We start from the raw sequence: 20,968 nt of genomic DNA, 5'->3' as shown, positions 1-20,968 counted from the left end.
TGAGAATCAATTTTTTGCAAATGTAACGAGATAATGTTTCGGATGTTCGCCGTAATTGCTTTTTTTAGGTTAAGTAATTAGTAGATTTTTATATTGAAAGACGCTTGGAATGTTTTTTGGGGCAAGAGAATGATAATTCCTTCTTTTTCAAATAAATTGCCATTGCTTTGTAACGTATCAGAATAGCCAAACCAAGGTTCAAGGCAGATAAAAGGAGCATCATTTTTTGTCCAGATTCCAAGATTTGGGAAATCATGTAATACAACTTCCAGTAACGGCTTATTGCTTTCGAGGATTTGAATTTTTTTTGATTCCAGTTTTTTAATTATCAGGGCATCATTTTCAAATAGAGAATAATTCAAAGGTAGCTTTCCATCAGATAGTTTCAGTACTGTAGTGCGATTTGAAAGCAAATTATTTTCTAGTGAATAGCTGATAAGGGACTCATCATTTTCAAAAAACAACGAATAGTTCTCAAAATTTCCGGTAAGTGCAAATGCAGGATGCCCGCCAATTGAGAAAGGCATATCTGAAGCACCGTTATTGGTTACTTCATAGTGTATAGTGAGATTATCTTCCTCAAGCAAGTAGATTACTTTTAATTCAAAATCAAAAGGATATTGTTTTGCAGTTGCCTCAGAAGAAGAAAAAGAAAATACAGCCTTATTCTGAAAAGTTTCATCAACATGAAAATCATTATCTCTGGCAAATCCGTGTCTTGATAATCCATATTGCTTATCTGCGTAATTGTATTCTCCGTTTTTTAGTGTTCCAACTATAGGAAACAGAATAGGAGAGTGCTTATCCCAGAATTTAGGGTTTCCTTCCCAAATATATTCTATGGTATTTTTCTTTAAAGAAATCAATTCGGCTCCTTTTGTATTGATAGTAGCCGTTAGTTCTTTATTTTGAAGAACAATATTCATGTAGGTTTGATTTTAGATCGTGTTAGGCAAAAATAAGAACAAAAAAAACACCAGCGTGCAGGCTGGTGTTTTACAATTTTTTTTTTGTCAGAATTATTGAATTACAACACTGTGTGTAACAAATTCTGTTGCGCTTTTTTTGAACTTAAACACATAAGTACCGTTTTGGCTAACAGTAAACTTGTACGGTTGAGTTTTGGTTGATGGCGTTGTCCCACAGTTTGTTCCAGCGTATTTTACTTCCACTTCAACAGTTTTAGTGTTTCCGCTTGTAGACTGTACAAATCTGTTGAACACACCACAATTATTATCAACAACGTGGGTCACAGTCAAAGTGATTTCCTGATTCTTAGCACCTGTAGTAGGGCCAGTCACTGCTGTTGTAAATTCTTTTTGTGTAGTTTGTGAGTTGTTTTTAGAATCGTCATCGTTACTGCAAGAAGTAAGAGCCGTTGAAACGAACAAAACTAACGCCATTGTTTTTAATGCAAACTTTTTCATAGTTAAAAATTTTAAATTGTTTTTATTTGAAGATGTATTAAAATGAAAAGGTTGCTTTTTGGGTCTGGATTTTAACATCTTTTTTTGTATTATTTTTCTTCCCTATTAAAAATCAAGGTTTTAGAAGGGTAAAAAAAATATCATTTTGAAATTATTTGCAAAGAGACGATGTTTAAAGATTCCAGTTCGCTAAGGAAGTATTTTAGGTCATTTTTTTATAGGCGATTGCCTATTTCAGAATTGTTAAAAATGGGAATTATATAAACTTAATTTTTATAGTATAAAACTTAAGGTTTTTGCTACGTTTTTAACATTTTTTTAATGGTTTTTTGCGTAAAATTTAATACTTCATAATGGTATTTGTAAATTTAAAAAGCCAAATTTGTAAACACACCAACCTAAAATGATTACTAACCTAACCAAATCAGAGCATTATGAAAAATCTAATCACATTATTAGGCATCAAAGAATTTATCATTGAAAACGAATTAACGGATAGTGTAATGCTTGTACTACATCCTAAAAATTTTGATGAGCTGGCGATGGAATACATTGTTAGCAATAACATGCAAATTGAAAGACCTTTCGAGGTTTTGGGTATATGTGTCATAGAGGACACTGACGGTGAAGTAGCTTATAACGAGATTGATATTCTGGAAATTGCTTATGACCACCATGAGGAATTTGAATACGAATACTTGAGGGCTGCTGTTTGATAATTTGCCACCAATCTAAACTTGACTTAATATGAACCGTTTAACCTTTGCCATTTCCACAGTTGGCCTGTTAATTTCGGGTTATGCACTTCCTGGAAGATTTGCAGATAATTCCTCTGAAATGGCCAGCCTATTGCTTAAGGGAGGTTTCATATTGCTGTTTATTTGCTCTTTTATTGTAAATGGGTATTGCATTATAAACTTTTTCAGAAAAAAACGAAGTTTCGGAAGAAGGAAGCATTATGGAATCCGTACTGTAAGACAATATTATCCGCAGAGAAGTACACGTTAATAACGAAAATCCTTCTCAGCAAAAAAGCCTAACCAAATAGTTGGTTAGGCTTTTTTTATTAGGGCAACTTTATTATTAGTTTGCCAGTTCAGTCTGATTTCTAAATACCAGTTTTCCGTCAAAGCTATCCAAAAGGATGATACTGTCTGTTGTGACTTTTCCGGAAAGTATTTCTTTCGAAAGTTCATTCAGGACTTCTTTCTGAACCACTCTTTTCACCGGTCGTGCGCCAAATTGCGGATCGTATCCTTTTTTAGAAAGGTAGTCAATGGCTTCCGGAGTAGCATCGAGAGTAATGTTTTGTAATGCTAACATCTTAGTAATGGATTTCAATTGAAGTCCTACAATTTCTTTAATGTTGTTCTCATTCAGTGGTGTAAACATTACAATATCATCAATCCTGTTGATAAATTCAGGACGTACGGTTTGCTTCAATAAAGCCAGCACTTCTACTTTGGCCGCTTCTATAGCACTTTCGACATTCCCTTTCAGGTTCTCGAATTTCTCTTGTATAATAGAGCTTCCCATATTGGAAGTCATGATAATAATTGTGTTCTTGAAATCGGCTAAACGGCCTTTATTATCAGTCAGACGTCCTTCATCTAATACTTGCAACAGTATATTGAAAGTATCAGGGTGTGCTTTCTCAATTTCATCCAGTAGGACAACAGAATAGGGCTTTCTTCGAACAGCTTCTGTCAATTGTCCGCCTTCATCATAACCTACATATCCTGGAGGTGCACCAACCAAACGGCTAACACTGTGTCTTTCCTGATATTCGCTCATGTCGATTCTTGTCATAGCATTTTCATCATCAAACAAGTAGGATGCCAATGCTTTTGCCAATTCTGTTTTACCAACACCGGTTGTTCCCAGGAATAGGAAGGAACCAATAGGCTTTTTAACATCTTGTAATCCGGCACGACTTCTTCTTACGGCATCACTTACGGCTTCGATTGCTTCTTCCTGGCCTACAACTCTCTTATGCAGTTCTTCTTCAAGATGGAGCAGTTTTTCTCTTTCTCCCTGTAGCATTTTCATTACCGGAATACCGGTCCATTTGGCAACAACCTCAGCAATGTCTTCACGGGTCACTTCTTCCTTGATTAAGGAATGACCTTCGTTTTCTTGTAATTGCTTTTGAAAAGCATCCAATCGTTCTTGGGCTTCTTTGATTTTCCCGTAACGCAATTCGGCTACTTTTCCGTAATCGCCTTCACGTTCGGCTCTTTCAGCTTCCAATTTGAAATTCTCGATTTCTGTTTTGGTAGCCTGAACATTGTCCACAATGTCTTTTTCGCTTTTCCATTTAGCAAAAATCTCGTTGCGTTCTTCTTTCAGGTTTGCCAATTCCAAACCTAGGCTTTTCAGCTTATTTTCGTCATTTTCACGTTTAATCGCTTCCATTTCGATTTCAAGCTGCATTATTTTTCTATCCAGAACGTCAAGTTCTTCAGGCTTTGAATTGATTTCCATTCGGAGTTTAGAAGCTGCTTCGTCCATTAAGTCGATAGCTTTGTCCGGAAGGAAACGGTTTGTGATGTATCGCTGTGATAATTCTACTGCTGCGATAATAGCTTCGTCTTTGATACGAACCTGATGGTGCGTTTCGTACTTTTCCTTAATACCACGCAAGATAGAAATAGCACTTTCTGTATCTGGTTCATCAACCATGACTTTTTGGAAACGCCTTTCCAAAGCCTTATCTTTTTCAAAATATTTTTGATATTCGTCTAAGGTGGTCGCACCAATAGCTCTTAGTTCACCACGAGCCAAAGCTGGTTTTAATATGTTAGCTGCATCCATTGCACCTTCACCACCTCCGGCACCTACAAGCGTATGGATCTCGTCAATAAAAAGGACAATATCGCCATCTGCAGAGGTTACTTCTTTTACAACCGATTTCAATCTTTCTTCAAATTCTCCTTTGTATTTTGCACCGGCAATCAAGGCTCCCATATCCAATGAGAAAACAATCTTGTCTTTTAGGTTTTCAGGGACATCACCATCAACGATTCTGTGTGCGAGTCCTTCGGCAATTGCTGTTTTACCAACACCAGGCTCACCTACAAGCATTGGGTTGTTTTTTGTTCTTCTCGTTAGAATTTGCAAAACCCTGCGGATTTCTTCATCTCGACCAATAACAGGATCGAGTTTTCCGCTGCTTGCCAGTTCGTTTAGATTTTTGGCATATTTATTTAAAGAATTATAGGTTTCTTCGGCTGAAGCTGAAGTAACTCTATCGCCTTTGCGAAGCTCGTCAATAGCAGCTTTTAGCCCTTTTTCAGTAACTCCCTGGTCTTTTAAAATTTGGGCAATTTTACTTTTTGAATTGAAAATAGCCAATAGAAGATGTTCGATGGATACAAATTCATCGTTCATCTTTTTGGCAATAGTAGCCGCATTGTTCAACGTGCTTGATGCTTCTCTGGAAAGCATGATATCGCCCCCTGAAACTTTCGGGAAGGATTGTAGCGTACTATCCAGAATCTGCTGTAAAAGCCCTAGATTTACATTGAGTTTTTTAAGCAGGAACGGAGTAACGTTCTCATCAACCTCAAAGATAGCCTTGACGATATGTTCGTTTTCAATCTGTTGGTTTCCAAAACTTTGAGCTATTTGCTGAGCCCTTTGGATGGCTTCTTGTGATTTTATGGTAAAATTATTAAAGTTCATAGATTAAATTTTTAAATTTGATAAAGTCATCTCAATTTATATTCCAATAGGGTAAATCTGACAAAATGGCTTAAAAAAGAGTGTTTTTACTAATTTAACAAGACAAAAAGTCTTAAATTCTGACGATATGAGTTTTTTTGATAAAATTTTTGGCAATACAGACAAATCGGATAATAAAGATACGAATCAAAACGGCTTCAATTGGAATGATTTAACAGAATTAAAACAATTGGATTCCATCATAGAAGAGTCGGAAGAAAAACCGGTAGTTATCTTTAAACACAGTACCCGTTGCAGCATTAGCAGGATGGCACTGAAGAATTTTGAAAGAGAATATAAAGCAGACACTAACGATGCATCTCTTTACTTTTTAGACCTTTTAAACTATCGTGATATTTCAAATGAAATAGCACAGCGTTTCCATGTGATCCACCAATCGCCTCAATTATTGCTGATTAAGAATGGAAAATCGGTTTATGATGTTTCGCATAGCGCTATTGATGCAGAGGCTTTGGAGAATAAGCTGTAAAAAGAAGTGCTAAGGTACTGAGGTGCTAAGGTTTTGTGTTTTATTCGTAAATGGGAAAGTTATTGAAATAGGTTTTTCATTTGCTAGTTAGATAAAAGGGGGACTAAGTTGCTGAGGTGCTAAGGGACTAAGGTTTTGTATTTTATGAGTAAAAGAGAAAATTATTGAAATAGTTTTTTATTTGTTAGCTAGCTAAAAGAGGGGCTAAGGTTCTAAGCGGCTTATTTCTCGAGTTTTATGGGTGTAGTTATCTGATTTTACAATGGAAAAATAAACTTTATACTTAGCAGCTTAGAACCTCAGTACCTTAGATACTTAGAACCTTAGTGCCTCAAAAAAAAACTCTCCATCTTCAAAACAATCTCCTCTAAACATAAATTATTGATGCTACCTTCATGTGTATGCAACGTTTTTTTTGAAGGTTCGTAGTTGCCGTCTTCAATTTGTGTAGCAATGATTTTGTAGGCATCTCTGAACGGAATTCCTTGCTGGACTAATTCATTCAGATTATCAACGGTAAACAGATAATCGTATTTTTTGTCATCAAGTATAGTCGTATTGACCTGAATGTCTTTTAAAGAAAAACAGGCAATCTCCAGGCATGATTTTAAATTCTGAATAGCAGGAAAAAGACCTTCTTTTAATAATTGGAAATCTCTGTGATAGCCACTTGGAAGGTTGTTGGTCAGTAAAGTGATTTCATACGGCAACGCCTGTATTTTATTGCATTTGGCTCTGATGAGTTCAAAAACATCTGGATTTTTCTTGTGGGGCATAATACTGGAACCCGTTGTTAAATGATTTGGAAGGCTTATAAAGTTAAAATTTTGGCTCATATACAGGCATACATCCATGGCGAGTTTGGATAAAGTTGCTGCTAGTCCGGAGAATGCAAATGAAACGGTTTTCTCCGCTTTTCCACGGCTCATTTGTGCAGCTACTGAATTGTATTTCAATACCGAAAAACCTAATTCCTGAGTGGTAAATGTCCTGTCGATTGGAAAAGAGCTTCCATATCCGGCAGCAGAACCCAGCGGATTCTGGTCTACTATTTTTTGTGCGGCATTTAGTAGAACCATATCGTCAATAAGTAACTCAGCATAGGCAGAAAACCACATTCCAAAAGAAGAAGGCATAGCAATCTGCAGGTGTGTGTAACCCGGAAGAATGACATTTTCATGTTTTTTGCTTAATAAAATCAGCAAATCGAAAAGTTCCTTTGTTAGCTTTTTGACGGATGTGATTTCTTCTTTCAGATACAGATGGATATCCACCAAAACCTGATCGTTTCTGGAACGAGCCGTGTGGATTTTTTTCCCGGCTTCGCCTAGTTTTTCGGTTAAAAGATATTCTATTTTAGAATGTACATCTTCAAAGGTATCTTCAATCGTAAAGTTACCCTGTCTTATCTGTGCCAGAATATCCTCTAAAGCCAATACCAAATCGGTGGTTTCTTTTTCAGTCAGGATGTTTATTTTTCCTAACATTTTAGCATGTGCAATAGAGCCCAAGGCATCATATTTTGCCAGGACCAAATCCAGTTCCCTGTCGTTTCCAACCGTAAAAAGATCTATTTTCTGGTCGGTAGGTATTCCTTTTTCCCAAAGTTTCATAGTGTTGTGTGTTTAGGTAATTGTGTTGTTTAGATTAAAAAAATCTGATAAAATTTTGGTATATAAGTGAATACCTTCCCTTATTTCTTCCAGATAAATAAATTCATTAGCAGTATGCGATCGTAGCGAGTCGCCAGGTCCTAGTTTCATGGATTGACAACTCAAAACCGATTGATCGGAGAGCGTAGGTGAGCCGTATGTTTTTCTTCCTAAAGAAATTCCTGCTTGTACCAAAGGATGATTTTTGTCAATCGAAGACGCATTCAAATGCATAGACCTTGGATTTATTTTTCCTTTGATATGTTGCTGCAGAACTTTCAGGATTTCTTCATTGCTATAGCAATCGTTTACACGAATATCCACAACGAGGCTGCATTCTGAAGGTACAACATTGTGCTGTTTTCCGGCATTTATCTGAGTAACGGTCATTTTTACAGGACCTAATACTTCAGATATTTTTTCAAATTCATATGTCCTGAACCATTCAATAGCAGAAAGTGCATTGTAAATAGGGTTGTCTGTATTTTGGTGTGCCGCATGGCTTGCTGTTCCTGGGATGATGATATCCAGGACAAGAAGTCCCTTTTCGGCAATTGCCAGCTGCATTTGTGTTGGTTCGCCCACAATGGCACATTCAATTTCAGGAAGATGCTTTAATAAGCCATTCAGCCCGTTTGGACCACTGCTTTCTTCTTCGGCAGTTCCGGCAAATAAAATGTTATAAGGAAGATTGTCATGAGCATAAAAATAAGTGAATGTAGCCAGTAAAGATACCAGGCAACCACCAGCATCATTGCTTCCAAGACCAAATAATTTCCCATCTTTTTCAATAGCCTCAAACGGATTTAAAGTATAACCTTCATTTGGTTTTACCGTATCATGATGAGAATTTAGAAGTAGTGTTGGTTTTGAAGCGTCATAATGAAAATTTACAGCCCAGACATTGTTGTTTTCTCTCTGAAACGGAATGGAATTATCATAAAACCAGTTTTGCAGCAAAAACGCTGTTTGGGCTTCTTCGGAAGAAAAAGACGGTGTCTCTATAAGCTGTTTTAATAAACTGATGGCTTCATTGGTCAATATTTCGATGCTTTTATGCGTCATGTTTTCTCTCTTTATAATTTTATTTGGGTAGCAGTTGCTTTGTTTTTCAGTACTTTTTGGTTTCCAATCACAATCGTATCAACGCCATTGTTCAGTGATTTGAAGCAATTTTCGAGTTTGGGCAACATTCCCGAATGGATGGTCTGGTCACTTTTCAAGATTTGGTATTTTTCAAAATCAAGGACTTCAATAACTGAGTCTTCATTTTCCGAATCAAGCAAAACGCCTTTTTTCTCAAAACAATAGATTAGCTCCACATCATATTCTTTGGATAAGGAAATTGCGATTTCTGTAGCAATCGTATCGGCATTTGTATTTAACAACTGGCCTTTTCCATCATGTGTGATCGCAGAAAAAACAGGGATGCAATCTTGCAATAACAATGCAGAAATCAGCTTATTGTTTACACTGATTACATCACCAACATACCCAAAATCGATTTCAGTATTTTTTCTTTTTTCCGATTGGATAAGGTTGCCATCCGCACCGGAAAATCCAATACTGTTCGTACCTAGTTGTTGCAGTTTGGCTACAATCTGCTTGTTTAATAAGCCGGAATAAGTCATAACAGTAATATCAAGCATAGCTTTGTCTGTAATTCTTCTTCCGTTTGAAAAGGAAGGTTTTAATCCTAGTTTCTCGGCTATTTCGCTGGCTTTTTTGCCACCGCCATGCACCAGGATTTTATATCCTTCCAATTCAGAAAAATCGGTAAGGAATTCTGACAAAAGCTGTTCGTTGTCAATAACGTTACCACCGATTTTTACAATACTGAGGCTTGGTTTATTTTCCATCTTCCAGAATTTTTGTCAATACTGCCTGTGCAGCAAAGGTCCTGTTATTGGCCTGTGGAATAACAATAGAGCTATCGCCATCTAAAACTGTATCAGAAACAATCATATTTCTTCTAACCGGAAGGCAATGCAGGAACTTGGCATTAGCTGTTAATTCCATCTTTTCTTGCGTAACCGTCCAATCCATGTCTTTAGAAAGGATTTTTCCATAATCGTTATAGGAGCTCCAATTTTTAGCATAGATAAAATCGGCATTTTTAAAAGCTTCATCCTGATTGTTTGTGATTGTTGCTCCTTTTGTGATTTCAGGATTCAGTTCATATCCCTTGGGATGTGCGATTACAAGCTCATAACCGGAAAGTTTCATAATCTTGACAAAAGAATTCGGCACGGCATGAGGCAAAGCCTTAGGATGCGGAGCCCATGTCAGCACAACTTTTGGCTTTCTTTTGGTCTTGTATTCCTGTATAGTCAACGCATCTGCAACGGCTTGGAGTGGGTGTTCAGTAGCACCTTCAAGGCTGATTACCGGAACAGAAGCATATTTCGTAAAAGCACTGATAACCTGTTCTTCTTCGTCTTTTTCTTTATCGGTTAGGGTAGGGAAGCTTCTCACGCCAACAATATCACAGTATTGGGATATAACTTGTGCTGCTTCTTTGATGTGTTCTGCGGTATTGCCGTCCATAATTGTACCATCTTCAAATTCGAGCGACCAACCTTCCGTATTGAGGTTCATCACGATACAATCCATGCCGAGATTCAACGCAGCTTTTTGTGTACTTAATCTTGTTCTAAGGCTCGGGTTGAAAAACAATAGACCAAGTGTTTTATTTTTACCCAAATCGGAATTTCCAAAAGGATCTGACTTAATTTTTTTGGCAGTTAAAATCAGTTCGTCCAAATCATTTATATCGTCTACAGTAGTGAACTTTTTCATTTGTTTTAATTTAAAGATTGCAGTGCATTTTTTAGCCCGATAACAAATCGGTCAATTTCAGTTTCAGTAATAAGAAGTGGCGGAAGTATCCTTAGCAGATTCTTTTGGGAAGCATTTCCTGTGAAAATAAACTGCTCATAGACTAATTTTTTGCGCAGTTCTGCCACATCAAAATCAAACTCTAGGCCAAGCATCAGGCCTTTTCCTTTTATCTTTTTTATTTGAGGAATTTTTGAAACCGCTTCGATAAAATAATCGGATTGTTTTTTTACATTTTCCAAAACAGCTTCCTCTTCCATTATTTCCAAAACTGCTAATGCAGATGCGCAGGAAAGATGGTTGCCACCAAAAGTGGTTCCAAGCAAACCAAACGAAGCTGTGAACTTCGGACTTATGAGCAGCCCGCCAATAGGAAATCCATTGCCCATACCTTTTGCCATCGTAATAATATCAGGCTTGATGTTGTGATGTTGGTGTGCAAAGAATTTTCCGGAACGGCCGTAGCCGCTTTGGATTTCATCTAAAATCAGAATAATGTCATTGGTATTGCAGATTTCTTCTAATCCTTGAAAAAACTCAGTAGTTCCTTCGTCAAGCCCGCCAACACCTTGAATTCCTTCAATGATGATTGCCGAGATTTCATTTTCTGAAACTGCTTTTTTGACTAATTCCATATCATTTAGTGGTAAAAACAAAACCTCGTGATTGGCGTTAATTGGTGCTATGATGGATGGATTGTCGGTTACGGCAACAGCAGCAGAAGTTCTCCCGTGAAAGCTTTTATGAAAAGCAATCACTTTTGATTTTTTATTATGGAAAGAAGCCAGCTTTAAGGCGTTTTCATTAGCTTCTGCACCTGAATTGCATAAAAACACACTGTAATCTGGGTAGGCAGATACTTCGGTTAATTTCTTTGCAAAGGCTTCCTGTAACGGATTTTGGATGGAATTGGAATAAAACCCAATTTTTTCAACCTGTGACTGGATGGCTTTTACATAGTTTGGATGCGAATGTCCTACCGAAATTACGCCATGACCGCCATAAAAATCAAGATACTCCTGGTTTTTGTCGTCCCATACTTTAGCTCCAAAGGCTTTGATTGGTGTAATGTTATATATTGGATATACGTTAAATAAGCTCATTTTTCTTTTACTTTTTATTATTTAAAAACCGCTGGATTTTAATTTTAATCCTGTTGTTTCTTCAAGTCCAAACATTAGGTTCATGTTCTGTACGGCTTGGCCAGATGCTCCTTTTAACAGGTTATCGATAATTGAAGTGACCAAAAGATAATCTCCTTTTTTCTCCAGACTAAGGATGCATTTGTTGGTCTGCACTGCCATTTTTAGGCTGATGTCTTCAGCTGTAACCCATACAAAAGGATGTTCTTTGTAAAATGTCTGGTACAGATCAACCAATTCCTCTTTGCTCTTACTTGTTTTAGTATAGAGCGTTGCAAAAATGCCTCGGGTAAATTCGCCACGATTCGGGATGAATAGTATTTCTTTTCCAAAGTCTTTCTGCAAACTGTTCAGGCTTTGTTTTATTTCTGCCAGATGTTGGTGCTCAAAAGCTTTATAATGAGAAATATTCGAATTTCTCCAACTATGATGTGTAGTTTCCGAAAGCTGCACTCCGGCTCCGGTACTTCCGGTAACGGCATTGATATGGATATCATTTTCTAACAAACCGCCTGAAGCTAACGGCAAAAGCGCAAGTTGGATAGCCGTTGCAAAACATCCCGGATTGGCAATGTATTTTGTGGCAACTATTTTATTTTTATTCAGCTCTGGCAGGCCATACACAAAAACTTTAGAATTAAAATTTGCATCATTGTCAAGACGAAAATCATTGCTCAGATCGATGATTCTGGTATGCAAAGCAAATTCGTTATTTTCTAAAAAAGCTTTTGATTTTCCGTGTCCCAGACATAGGAATACGACATTTACATCAGTGTTTATTTTGTCTGTAAACACCAAATCGGTTTCACCTATCAAATCTGGATGTGCAGCCGTCAAAGGTTTTCTAGCCTGTGAGGTACTGAAAACAAAATCAATTTCTACTTTGGGATGGTTTACCAGAATTCGAAGCAATTCGCCCGAAGTATAACCGGCACCACCTATAATTCCTGCTTTAATCATAATCGATGGAATTTACTTGTGAATAAATAGACTGGGCATTGCCAAGAATTTTGATAAAACCTTTGGCATCGTCAGCCGTCCAGGCATTGTTTATTTCACCATATTGGCCAAATTTGCTGTTCATTAGGTCGTGTTCTGATTCGATTCCGTCTAACGAAAAATGATACGGCTTTAGAGTTACAGTCACAGTTCCTGTTACATTTTTTTGCGTGTCTTCTAAAAAGGTTTCGATGTTTCTCATCACAGGATCTAAAAATTGCCCTTCATGAAAAAGCATGCCATACCAATTGCCCAGCTGTTCTTTCCAATATTGCTGCCATTTTCCAAGGGTGTGTTTTTCCAACAGGTGGTGTGCTTTTAGGATAATCAATGGGGCTGCTGCTTCAAAACCGACTCTTCCTTTGATGCCGATAATCGTATCGCCAACATGAATGTCTCTTCCAATAGCAAAGGCGCTGGCTAATTTTTCCAATTGGGTAATAATGGCCGTTGGTTTGTCAAATTCATCGTTAATACCAATGATTTCGCCCTTTTTGAAATGGAGTGTGATTTTTTCCGATTCCGTTTTTTGAAGCTGTGACGGATAAGCACTTTCAGGCAATGACAAGTTAGATGTCAGTGTTTCTTTACCACCAACACTTGTTCCCCAGATGCCTTTATTGATTGAATATTGTGCTTTTTCCCAGGAATAATCCACCCCATTTTTCTGAAGATAGTCGACTTCTTCCTGACGAGACAATTTCAAATCCCTGATTGGCGTAATGATTTCCAGTTCGGGTGCAATTGTCTGGAAAATCAGGTCAAAACGAATCTGGTCGTTTCCGGCACCGGTACTGCCATGAGCAATAGCCGAAGCACCTATTTTTTTTGCATATTTTACGGTTTCTATAGCCTGAAAAACTCTTTCTGCACTTACAGATAGGGGATAGGTGTTGTTTTTTAGTACATTTCCAAAGACTAAAAACTTGATAGCTTTTTCATAGTAATGGTCAATGATATCCAGATTGATATGTTGGGCGCTCCCCAATTCATAAGCTCTTTTTTCGATAGCATTTAATTCTTCGGTATCAAAACCTCCTGTATTTATCAGTATGGTATGGACTTCCAGTTGCTTTTCATTTTTCAGATATTTTAGGCAGAATGAGGTATCCAAACCGCCGCTATAGGCTAAAACTACTTTTTTCATTAGATTATTTTTTTAGAAATGTCTGCTTGATTTGTTTCAATCTTGTCAGCACTTTTTTATTGAATTTCACTTCTTCCGGCTTTTTGTTTTCCGGGTCATAAAGCATCCCTGTGCAAAGGCACATTTTGAATTCTTTTCGTTCCAGGATGTCATAATTGGTACAGCCTTTGCATCCGGCCCAAAAGGTAGGATCGGCAGTGAGTTCAGAAAAAGGAACGGGTTTGTATCCCAAATCGGAATTGATTTTCATTACCGCCAAACCTGTTGTAATCCCGAAAATTTTTGCTCCGGGATATTTTTCCTGAGAGTACTCGAAGACTTTTGTCTTGATTTTTTTTGCAAGTCCGAGATGGCGAAAATCAGGATGCACGATGAGTCCGGAATTTGCTACAAACTGCCCGTGTTCCCAGCTTTCAATGTAGCAGAAACCTGCGAATTTTCCATTTTCCAAGGCGATTATGGCATCGTTGTTTTGCATCTTTTTCTGGATGTATTCTGGCGATCTTTTGGCAATTCCAGTGCCTCTCAAAAGTGCCGAAGCTTCCATGGTATCGCAAATTTCCTGTGCGAACTTATAGTGCTCTTTTTGAGCAATACAGATGGTTACATTCATTTTTTAAATGTAAGATTGGGTTAAAAAATAAGATGATTATAAAGAATGCGGAGGAAAGAAACAGGACGGACCTATTTCATAGAAATATAGCAGACCTAGGGCCGGAAACTGGCCGAAGCTGAAAAAAATAACGATATTGTAGTAAAGTCAGGATAGTAATATCCCTGTAAAAAGATTGGAAATTTCAAAACTGAAAAGTGAAAAAATGAATAAAAGTTTCGGACTCGTTAAACTTTGGCGGTACAGATTATGACCGCACAACCCGCAAAGTTTGTGCAGGAAATGTCCGTAGGATAGAAGTTGTATGTAACTTGTAATTATTCATCGGTGCAAATGTACACAAAAAATATAATAATTTTTAGTATTGATAGTTTTTAACAAAATGTTGTATAAATGTAACAAAAAAATCTGGAGTCTTTTGGACTCCAGATTTCTATTTTGGATTAAAAAGAATTATTAGTTTTTGATAATCTTTTTAGTAAATTCTTGATTGTCTGTCGTTACGTTGATAATGTAAGTTCCGGATGGAAGTCTTGAAATATCGACAGCAGTTTCCAAACGACCATCACTTTCAATGTTTTTCGATTCTATTACTTTGCCTGTAATATCATATATCGAATAATGAACATCGCTCGCAGAAGCTTTATCAACGGTAATTGTAAACTGTCCGTTGTTTGGATTTGGATAGATTTTCACGTCTAATACAGCAGATTTTTCTATAGGACTTGCAGCTCTGGCTGAACAACTTATAGCAGTTCGGCTCAATGTTCCGTTAGAATTGTTGATAGAACCGTTGGCATTTTTTGCCTTGATATAGTAAGAATAGCTAGTTCCGGCAGTAATCAGATACGTATTTAGGAATGCATTTCCTGTAACATCTGGAGCATATAGATTTCCGTTTCTGTAAATATCATAAGAAGTAGCGTTGCTAGAAGTCGTCCAGGTAACGTTGATAGCGCTTTGTGATCCACTGCAAGTTGCTGTTGCAGACATAGTGAAACTTCCCGGTGTTGCATTACATACCAGAGTAGCAGCTGAAAGTGTTCCGTTAGAGTTGGTTCTTGTTCCAGAAGCATTTTTAGCAATAACATAATAGGTATAAGTAGTTCCGCCGGTTACAAGCGTGTTGATGTACTGTGTTCCAGTAATATTGCTGGCATATAATGCACCGTTTCTGTAAATATCATATCCAGTCGCATTGCTTGAAGCTGTCCAGTTTAAACGGTTTTGAGTAGCAGTTCCGCTACATTCTGGCGTAAGTGTTAGCGAGAAAGTTCCCGGAGCGGCTACAGCAGTACAAGTAAGGTTTAGGTTGGATTTGAAAGCGTTAAAATAGGCAAGAGCGAAACTGTCTCTCCAGGTATTGCTGTTTAGTTTTGCAGCATCTGAAGTAGTATCGACAAAACCGATTTCATTCAAACAGGCAGTCGCAGAAGAATATCTTAGAACTCCCAAATGGTAAGCTAAAAAGCTGTTGTCTTCCACACAACGTCTGTTAGTCCAGGAACCGTGTGTGACCATATCGGCCTGAATTTTCTGTGCAAAAGCAATATCAGGTGCCGTATTGGTATCATCGGCTGTACAATAGAAAGTCTCTGTTCCGGTTCCTCCGCCTGCATTACAGTGAATACTCAAAAGACGGTCAGCATTCCAGTTATTAGACATTGTAGCTCTCTGATTGACAGAAATCCATCCGTTTACGTTAGTTGTTCTTGTAAGATGTACGGTCCATGTACAGCTGTTATCGATCAGGGCTTTTGTTTTTTGGGCAACAGCAAGAGCTGTTTCTATTTCTGTGGCCGTTCTTCCGTCAGGATTGTCACTTGTGCTGGTTCCATAACCATGACCCGCATCCAGTACAACTATCTGTGCGTTTATTCCTAAAGAGCATAGTAATAAACCAAATATAAAGGCTATTTTTTTCATCTTAATTCATTTTTAGAGTTGCGATAAAGAGTCTTCCGGTCTTGTCATCTGAGAAAATGACTTTGTCCTTGTGAATGGTCGGAAACATTTCAAAAATCACTTCAGTATTTGTAATCTTTTTGGTTTTGCCTTTCTCGACATCAAAAAGATACAATTCTGAATTGCTAACGGTATGCCCGTTTTCGCTTTCGTCTAAAAACCCGATAAGATAGGAGTCGTCATCAGACCAGGCGGTGGCAATTCCTGTTCCGATTTTTCTGCCTTTGGTTTTTCCGTCAATATCATAAATATAGATATCGGCTCCGTTATGTACGGCTACTTTTTTGCCATCATTAGAAAGCATGGCATTGTAGAATTGGCCTTCATCATTGGTTACAACCCACTGTCTTGAAGTAGACAGGTCTTTGGCTTCTATTTTTAAATTAGCCAGGTTAGTATACACGACAACTTGTTTGTCTCCTTTTTTTGAAACACCTCTGTAAGATGGCAGATAATTAGGATCAATGTTTTCTACCTTTTTGGAATAGTTGTCACGGACATTAAAGTTAATGACCTTAGCATTTGAGAAATATTCCTTATCGGATTTTTCTTTAAAATAGAAAGAATCACCCGACTTGTCCCAAACATAAGCATAACCGCTACCCGGTTTGTCTGAAATAGGCTTTACAGTATTGGTTTTCATTTCCAGAAGATAAACACCTTTAAGATGTTCTCCGGTTAAAAGGACAAATTCTCCTGTTGGAGAGAAAAGAGGATTGGTGTAAAAACCGTCTACCTCAATGCGTTCAAAATCTTCGACTTTTTGCGCATACACCGATAAGCCCATAAGGAATGAGCATAGCATAGTAGTTTTATTCATAATTGATAAATTTAGGTTGTGATAAATTTAACCTATAAAATCTTATAAATAAATACTAATTATGTTAATTTATTGTAATTTAATTTGTTGTGAGGTGCGAAACCTTGTGTTTACAGTTGTTTTTTAAGAATTATCTCCTGATGCTGTTTCGGGAAATAATATTCTTCAGTTTTACTTTCAAGTCTTCACCAGTGTCATAAATCATCTGTTCGTTGGATGGAAAAGGAACTGCTTTTTGGTTGAAATAAGTATAATACGAATCATCTGCAGCTCTTCTGTCACCTCGGTAAGTAGAGTAAATGTTTTCAAAAATAAATTCACTAGTCAGTGGGAAAGTCTGTAATAATTGCCCAGACTTATAATCAATATAGTCAACTTTGGCAGTTACTTGAGCAGCTTTGAATTGCGTAAATTCATAAATATCAACTTTAATTGTTTTGAATTTATCAACCTTAATCACATTACCCAAACTGTCTTTGACTACATTACCGCGTGAATCCGTTAGGTTTTTCACACCGTCTTTTATCTGCTTTTCTTTAATGAATTGTTTTTCTTTTACCTGTTCTGGAGAGATGTTGATTTGACGGAAGTTCACGACAATCTCAAAATCATAATTGACACTCTTTTGCTTGTTGCTATGATACACTGTCCATTTATCGTTCAATCCGTTGGTGCTGAAATCTAAAAGGTCATTTTGAAGGCGTATCGGGATGACCATATTGGTTTCATTTCTCATGTAGACATTTACGAAATCAGTTCCCTTAAGCTGAGCTTCGTCCATAAGTTTTCGAACATCTTTAAAACCAGGATTGATTTGGTCAAGATAAAGAAGATCATCATAGGCACGACGGCTTGTCATCTTGTCTTTTGTCAATAGTAAGGCTTTGGCGTTATCGTAAAGGTATTTTGAAAGCGCATTTTTGCTACTGACGATTTGGTCTGTGTAATCGTCAAACGGAAAGATAGCGTTTCTGTTTTCCTTCATCAAACGTAAAGGCAAAAGCGGGCGTATTTTTTCCTGACGATTGTTTAACTGGACATAGGTAGTGTAGATACGCTCCAGGTTTCTTGGATTGGCGTCTTTTGCTAAAAACTGAACATCACGCAAGTCACGTTCTTTTGCTTTTGCAAAGGCTTCTTCAAGCAAGTAGATATAATCCTGTTTTCCTTTTTTGTCTTTGTTAGAACGAAGGCTGTTTACGGCATTATCAATAGCTCCGTCATAATCACCGCTGGTTAGCATATTGGTAGTTTGTTTTACGCCACAAGATGCTAAAGCAAAAACTAGAAACAGGATAGTAATCTTCTTCATAAATGTTAAAAATTTTAGGCAAAGATATATCTTTTTTTAAAGTGTTTTCTGCTTTGGTTATCAAAACAAAAAAGCCCCGGAATACCGGAGCTTTTGTAAAATATGGAGATCTATTATTTTCTGAAAAAAGGAGGTAGCAATTTGCTGGAAACTTCTCCAAATCCAATTCGTGTGCTGTCTTTTTCACAATAGCCTTTCATGATTACGGTATCACCGTCGTTAATGAACTTACGCTCTGTGCCGTCACTCATTGTTATTGGATTTTTACCACCCCAAGTCAATTCCAACATCGATCCGTAGCTGTCAGGAGTAGGACCGGAAATAGTTCCTGAACCCATCATGTCACCTGAATTAACACGGCAACCGTTAGAAGTATGGTGTGCCAATTGCTGGCTCATGCTCCAATACATGTACTTGAAGTTGGATTTTGAAATAACTGTTGCTTCGGCATTTTCCGGTTGTATGGAAACTTCCAGGTTGATATCAAAAGTTTTTTTGCCTTTTTCCTGAAGATAAGGCAATGGCATTGGTTCTTGAATTGGGCCTTTTGTTCTGAATGGTTCTAAAGCATCCATAGTTACGATCCAAGGTGAAATAGAAGAAGCAAAGTTCTTTGCTAAAAATGGCCCTAGTGGCACATATTCCCATTTCTGAATGTCTCTGGCGCTCCAGTCATTCAAAAGAACCATTCCAAAAATATAATCTTCTGCTTCATGTACCGGAATGTTTTCTCCCATGATATTAGCATCAGTCGTAATGAAAGCGGTTTCTAATTCAAAATCAACCAATCTTGATGGTCCAAATACTGGAGTCGTTTCGCCATTAGGCAAAGTCTGTCCCATTGGCCTGTGTACAGGAATTCCGGAGGGAACAATAGTTGAGCTTCGTCCATGGTAGCCTATAGGAATGTGAAGCCAGTTAGGGAACAAGGCATTTGCAGGATCGCGGAACATGGTTCCAACGTTAGTTGCATGCTCTTTGCTGGAGTAGAAATCAGTATAATCACCAATTAATACAGGCAGTTGCATTTCAACATCTTCAATCTTAAAAATGACAGTTTCTCTGTGTTTTTCGTTATCTCTTAGTTCAGAATTAGTAGCGTCAAAAATATCGGCAATCCTGTTTCGGACTAATCTCCAGGTTTTTTTACCATCTGAGATAAAGTCGTTCAGGGTGTCTTGCATGAACATATCATCAGTCAGGTCAATTCCTTCAAAATAGTTCAGTTGTTGCAAAGCACCAAGGTCAATGGCATAGTCTCCAATCCTTGTTCCGATTGTGACTACATCATCTTTGGTAAGGAAAACTCCAAAAGGTATATTCTGTATAGGAAAATCGCTGTCGTTTGGTACATCTAGCCATGATTTCCTATTAGGGTCGTTTGCTGTTATAGGCATTATTATTGTTAGTTTATTTGTTTATAAATGAAGTATCAAATATATCGTTATATGGCATTTTAACAAACGCTTTTTGTATTTTTGTCCTCAAATTAACAAAAAATTATCAAATGCTACGCGACGAACAAATTTTTGACTTAATATTAGAAGAACAAGACAGACAAATCCACGGATTGGAACTGATTGCTTCAGAGAACTTTGTGAGTGACCAAGTGCTTGAAGCAGCAGGTTCAATACTAACTAATAAATATGCAGAAGGCTATCCTGGTAAAAGATACTATGGTGGCTGTGAAGTAGTAGACGTAATTGAGCAAATTGCTATTGACAGAGCAAAAGCTTTGTTTGGTGCAGAATATGCCAACGTACAGCCGCATTCCGGGTCACAGGCTAATGCATCAGTTTACCATGCTTGCTTAAAGCCTGGAGATAAGATTCTTGGTTTTGACCTTTCTCATGGTGGACACTTAACACACGGTTCTCCCGTAAATTTCTCAGGAAGATTATACAATCCTGTATTTTACGGAGTAGACCAGGAAACAGGATTGCTGAACTACGATAAAATTCAGGAAGTTGCTACTAAAGAACAACCAAAATTGATTATTGCAGGTGCTTCGGCTTATTCCCGTGATATGGATTTTGCTCGTTTTAGAGAAATCGCTGATAGTGTTGGTGCTATATTGTTGGCTGATATTTCACACCCTGCGGGTCTGATTGCCAAAGGATTGATGAACGACCCAATTCCGCATTGCCATATTGTAACCACAACTACACATAAAACATTAAGAGGACCACGTGGTGGTATGATCATGATGGGGAAAGATTTTGAAAACCCATTCGGTATCAAAACACCAAAAGGCGAAATCAGAATGATGTCATCTTTATTGGATGCTGCTGTTTTCCCTGGAAACCAAGGTGGACCGTTGGAGCATATCATTGCGGCTAAAGCAGTAGCTTTTGGAGAAGCTTTATCTGACGAGTTTTTTGCTTATGCAAGACAACTACAGAAGAATGCCAAAGCAATGGCAGCAGCTTTTGTAAAAAGAGGTTATAACATAATTTCTGGAGGTACAGACAACCACATGATGCTAATTGACCTTAGAAATAAAAATATTTCAGGTAAAGAAGCAGAAAACGCATTGGTAAAAGCTGAAATCACTGTAAACAAAAACATGGTTCCGTTTGATGACAAGTCTCCATTTGTAACTTCAGGTATCCGTGTTGGAACTGCAGCAATCACAACCAGAGGTTTGGTAGAGGCAGATATGGAAACTATTGTTGATTTGATGGACAGAGTTATCCAAGACCATACAAACGAAGAGCTTCTAGAGCAAATAGCTGATGAAGTAAACGAAATGATGAGCGAAAGACCAATTTTTGTCTATTAATCATCTGTTGAAAATAGAGTTAAGCCCATACATTTTGTATGGGCTTTTTTATTGATCA

19 protein-coding genes are annotated in these 20,968 nt (G+C 37.6%); 4 read left to right on the top strand and 15 right to left on the bottom strand.

The features are described from left to right. Positions 1-77: 77 nt before the first annotated feature. Complete coding sequence (locus FJA49_RS01870; RefSeq protein WP_139998252.1) at positions 78-926, bottom strand: aldose 1-epimerase family protein; 849 nt, start codon at positions 924-926, stop codon at positions 78-80. 93 nt (positions 927-1,019) lie between these two features. Further along, a complete protein-coding gene (locus FJA49_RS01865) occupies positions 1,020-1,427 on the bottom strand; it encodes a hypothetical protein (RefSeq protein WP_139998250.1) in 408 nt (135 codons plus the stop codon). Positions 1,428-1,861: 434 nt separating this feature from the next. Between FJA49_RS01865 and FJA49_RS01860 the strand changes: the two genes are divergently transcribed. Further along, positions 1,862-2,143, top strand: coding sequence for a hypothetical protein (locus FJA49_RS01860; protein WP_056065909.1), 282 nt, complete (start codon positions 1,862-1,864; stop codon positions 2,141-2,143). Positions 2,144-2,174: 31 nt separating this feature from the next. Further along, positions 2,175-2,435 (top strand): hypothetical protein, encoded by a 261-nt coding sequence (locus tag FJA49_RS01855; protein WP_139998247.1) that lies wholly within the window; start codon positions 2,175-2,177, stop codon positions 2,433-2,435. 75 nt (positions 2,436-2,510) lie between these two features. Here the strand turns inward: FJA49_RS01855 and clpB are convergent, their stop codons facing one another. Further along, positions 2,511-5,111, bottom strand: a complete 2,601-nt coding sequence (gene clpB / locus FJA49_RS01850) for an ATP-dependent chaperone ClpB (RefSeq protein ID WP_139998245.1) — start codon at positions 5,109-5,111, stop codon at positions 2,511-2,513. Between the two features lie 127 nt (positions 5,112-5,238). Between clpB and ytxJ the strand changes: the two genes are divergently transcribed. Then, positions 5,239-5,640 carry a bacillithiol system redox-active protein YtxJ gene (gene ytxJ, locus FJA49_RS01845; RefSeq protein ID WP_139998243.1) on the top strand — a complete coding sequence of 134 codons (402 nt, stop codon included), beginning with the start codon at positions 5,239-5,241 and terminating at the stop codon, positions 5,638-5,640. Between the two features lie 323 nt (positions 5,641-5,963). Here ytxJ and argH read toward each other — a convergent pair whose 3' ends face one another. The 12 genes from argH to fahA form a co-directional block, all read right to left on the bottom strand. After that, entirely contained in the window at positions 5,964-7,253 is a 1,290-nt protein-coding gene (gene argH, locus FJA49_RS01840; protein WP_139998241.1) for an argininosuccinate lyase, read from the bottom strand. Positions 7,254-7,265: 12 nt separating this feature from the next. Continuing rightward, positions 7,266-8,357: a M20 family metallo-hydrolase gene (locus FJA49_RS01835; RefSeq protein WP_139998239.1), complete on the bottom strand. Its 1,092-nt coding sequence runs from the start codon at positions 8,355-8,357 to the stop codon at positions 7,266-7,268. Between the two features lie 11 nt (positions 8,358-8,368). Next, positions 8,369-9,151 carry an acetylglutamate kinase gene (argB, locus tag FJA49_RS01830; protein ID WP_139998237.1) on the bottom strand — a complete coding sequence of 261 codons (783 nt, stop codon included), beginning with the start codon at positions 9,149-9,151 and terminating at the stop codon, positions 8,369-8,371. Next, a complete protein-coding gene (locus tag FJA49_RS01825) occupies positions 9,141-10,091 on the bottom strand; it encodes an N-acetylornithine carbamoyltransferase (protein WP_139998235.1) in 951 nt (316 codons plus the stop codon). Before FJA49_RS01825 ends, argB begins: the two co-directional genes overlap by 11 nt. Before the next feature lie 5 nt (positions 10,092-10,096). Continuing rightward, entirely contained in the window at positions 10,097-11,233 is a 1,137-nt protein-coding gene (locus tag FJA49_RS01820; RefSeq protein WP_139998233.1) for an aspartate aminotransferase family protein, read from the bottom strand. A gap of 21 nt (positions 11,234-11,254) precedes the next feature. Continuing rightward, entirely contained in the window at positions 11,255-12,232 is a 978-nt protein-coding gene (argC, locus tag FJA49_RS01815; RefSeq protein WP_139998231.1) for an N-acetyl-gamma-glutamyl-phosphate reductase, read from the bottom strand. Continuing rightward, positions 12,225-13,418 carry an argininosuccinate synthase gene (locus tag FJA49_RS01810; protein ID WP_139998229.1) on the bottom strand — a complete coding sequence of 398 codons (1,194 nt, stop codon included), beginning with the start codon at positions 13,416-13,418 and terminating at the stop codon, positions 12,225-12,227. The genes argC and FJA49_RS01810 overlap by 8 nt, the downstream gene beginning before the upstream one ends. A 4-nt stretch (positions 13,419-13,422) precedes the next feature. After that, positions 13,423-14,031 carry a GNAT family N-acetyltransferase gene (locus FJA49_RS01805; protein WP_139998227.1) on the bottom strand — a complete coding sequence of 203 codons (609 nt, stop codon included), beginning with the start codon at positions 14,029-14,031 and terminating at the stop codon, positions 13,423-13,425. Positions 14,032-14,487: 456 nt separating this feature from the next. After that, positions 14,488-15,957, bottom strand: a complete 1,470-nt coding sequence (locus FJA49_RS01800; RefSeq protein ID WP_139998225.1) for an N-acetylmuramoyl-L-alanine amidase — start codon at positions 15,955-15,957, stop codon at positions 14,488-14,490. 1 nt (position 15,958) lies between these two features. Next, on the bottom strand, positions 15,959-16,816 hold the full coding sequence (locus tag FJA49_RS01795; RefSeq protein WP_139998223.1) for a TolB family protein: 858 nt from the start codon (positions 16,814-16,816) through the stop codon (positions 15,959-15,961). 130 nt (positions 16,817-16,946) lie between these two features. Beyond that, a complete protein-coding gene (locus FJA49_RS01790) occupies positions 16,947-18,128 on the bottom strand; it encodes a hypothetical protein (RefSeq protein WP_139998220.1) in 1,182 nt (393 codons plus the stop codon). Positions 18,129-18,241: 113 nt separating this feature from the next. Further along, complete coding sequence (fahA, locus tag FJA49_RS01785; RefSeq protein ID WP_139998218.1) at positions 18,242-19,525, bottom strand: fumarylacetoacetase; 1,284 nt, start codon at positions 19,523-19,525, stop codon at positions 18,242-18,244. A 110-nt stretch (positions 19,526-19,635) separates the two neighbouring features. Between fahA and glyA the strand changes: the two genes are divergently transcribed. Next, positions 19,636-20,910 carry a serine hydroxymethyltransferase gene (glyA, locus tag FJA49_RS01780; RefSeq protein WP_139998216.1) on the top strand — a complete coding sequence of 425 codons (1,275 nt, stop codon included), beginning with the start codon at positions 19,636-19,638 and terminating at the stop codon, positions 20,908-20,910. Positions 20,911-20,968 lie beyond the last annotated feature (58 nt).

The sequence above is a fragment of the Flavobacterium microcysteis genome (assembly GCF_006385255.1).
GTDB classification, from domain to species: Bacteria; Bacteroidota; Bacteroidia; order Flavobacteriales; family Flavobacteriaceae; genus Flavobacterium; species Flavobacterium microcysteis.
The sequence above is the reverse complement of the archived record's forward strand: the minus strand, read 5'-3'. Positions and strand labels throughout refer to the sequence as shown.

Bases quoted from the DNA above. Each gene is read 5' to 3' on its own strand.
- FJA49_RS01870 (WP_139998252.1), bottom strand. From the start codon at position 926: ATGAATATTGTTCTTCAAAATAAAGAACTAACGGCTACTATCAATACA.
- FJA49_RS01865 (WP_139998250.1), bottom strand. From the start codon at position 1,427: ATGAAAAAGTTTGCATTAAAAACAATGGCGTTAGTTTTGTTCGTTTCA.
- FJA49_RS01860 (WP_056065909.1), top strand. From the start codon at position 1,862: ATGAAAAATCTAATCACATTATTAGGCATCAAAGAATTTATCATTGAA.
- FJA49_RS01855 (WP_139998247.1), top strand. From the start codon at position 2,175: ATGAACCGTTTAACCTTTGCCATTTCCACAGTTGGCCTGTTAATTTCG.
- clpB (WP_139998245.1), bottom strand. From the start codon at position 5,111: ATGAACTTTAATAATTTTACCATAAAATCACAAGAAGCCATCCAAAGG.
- ytxJ (WP_139998243.1), top strand. From the start codon at position 5,239: ATGAGTTTTTTTGATAAAATTTTTGGCAATACAGACAAATCGGATAAT.
- argH (WP_139998241.1), bottom strand. From the start codon at position 7,253: ATGAAACTTTGGGAAAAAGGAATACCTACCGACCAGAAAATAGATCTT.
- FJA49_RS01835 (WP_139998239.1), bottom strand. From the start codon at position 8,357: ATGACGCATAAAAGCATCGAAATATTGACCAATGAAGCCATCAGTTTA.
- argB (WP_139998237.1), bottom strand. From the start codon at position 9,151: ATGGAAAATAAACCAAGCCTCAGTATTGTAAAAATCGGTGGTAACGTT.
- FJA49_RS01825 (WP_139998235.1), bottom strand. From the start codon at position 10,091: ATGAAAAAGTTCACTACTGTAGACGATATAAATGATTTGGACGAACTG.
- FJA49_RS01820 (WP_139998233.1), bottom strand. From the start codon at position 11,233: ATGAGCTTATTTAACGTATATCCAATATATAACATTACACCAATCAAA.
- argC (WP_139998231.1), bottom strand. From the start codon at position 12,232: ATGATTAAAGCAGGAATTATAGGTGGTGCCGGTTATACTTCGGGCGAA.
- FJA49_RS01810 (WP_139998229.1), bottom strand. From the start codon at position 13,418: ATGAAAAAAGTAGTTTTAGCCTATAGCGGCGGTTTGGATACCTCATTC.
- FJA49_RS01805 (WP_139998227.1), bottom strand. From the start codon at position 14,031: ATGAATGTAACCATCTGTATTGCTCAAAAAGAGCACTATAAGTTCGCA.
- FJA49_RS01800 (WP_139998225.1), bottom strand. From the start codon at position 15,957: ATGAAAAAAATAGCCTTTATATTTGGTTTATTACTATGCTCTTTAGGA.
- FJA49_RS01795 (WP_139998223.1), bottom strand. From the start codon at position 16,816: ATGAATAAAACTACTATGCTATGCTCATTCCTTATGGGCTTATCGGTG.
- FJA49_RS01790 (WP_139998220.1), bottom strand. From the start codon at position 18,128: ATGAAGAAGATTACTATCCTGTTTCTAGTTTTTGCTTTAGCATCTTGT.
- fahA (WP_139998218.1), bottom strand. From the start codon at position 19,525: ATGCCTATAACAGCAAACGACCCTAATAGGAAATCATGGCTAGATGTA.
- glyA (WP_139998216.1), top strand. From the start codon at position 19,636: ATGCTACGCGACGAACAAATTTTTGACTTAATATTAGAAGAACAAGAC.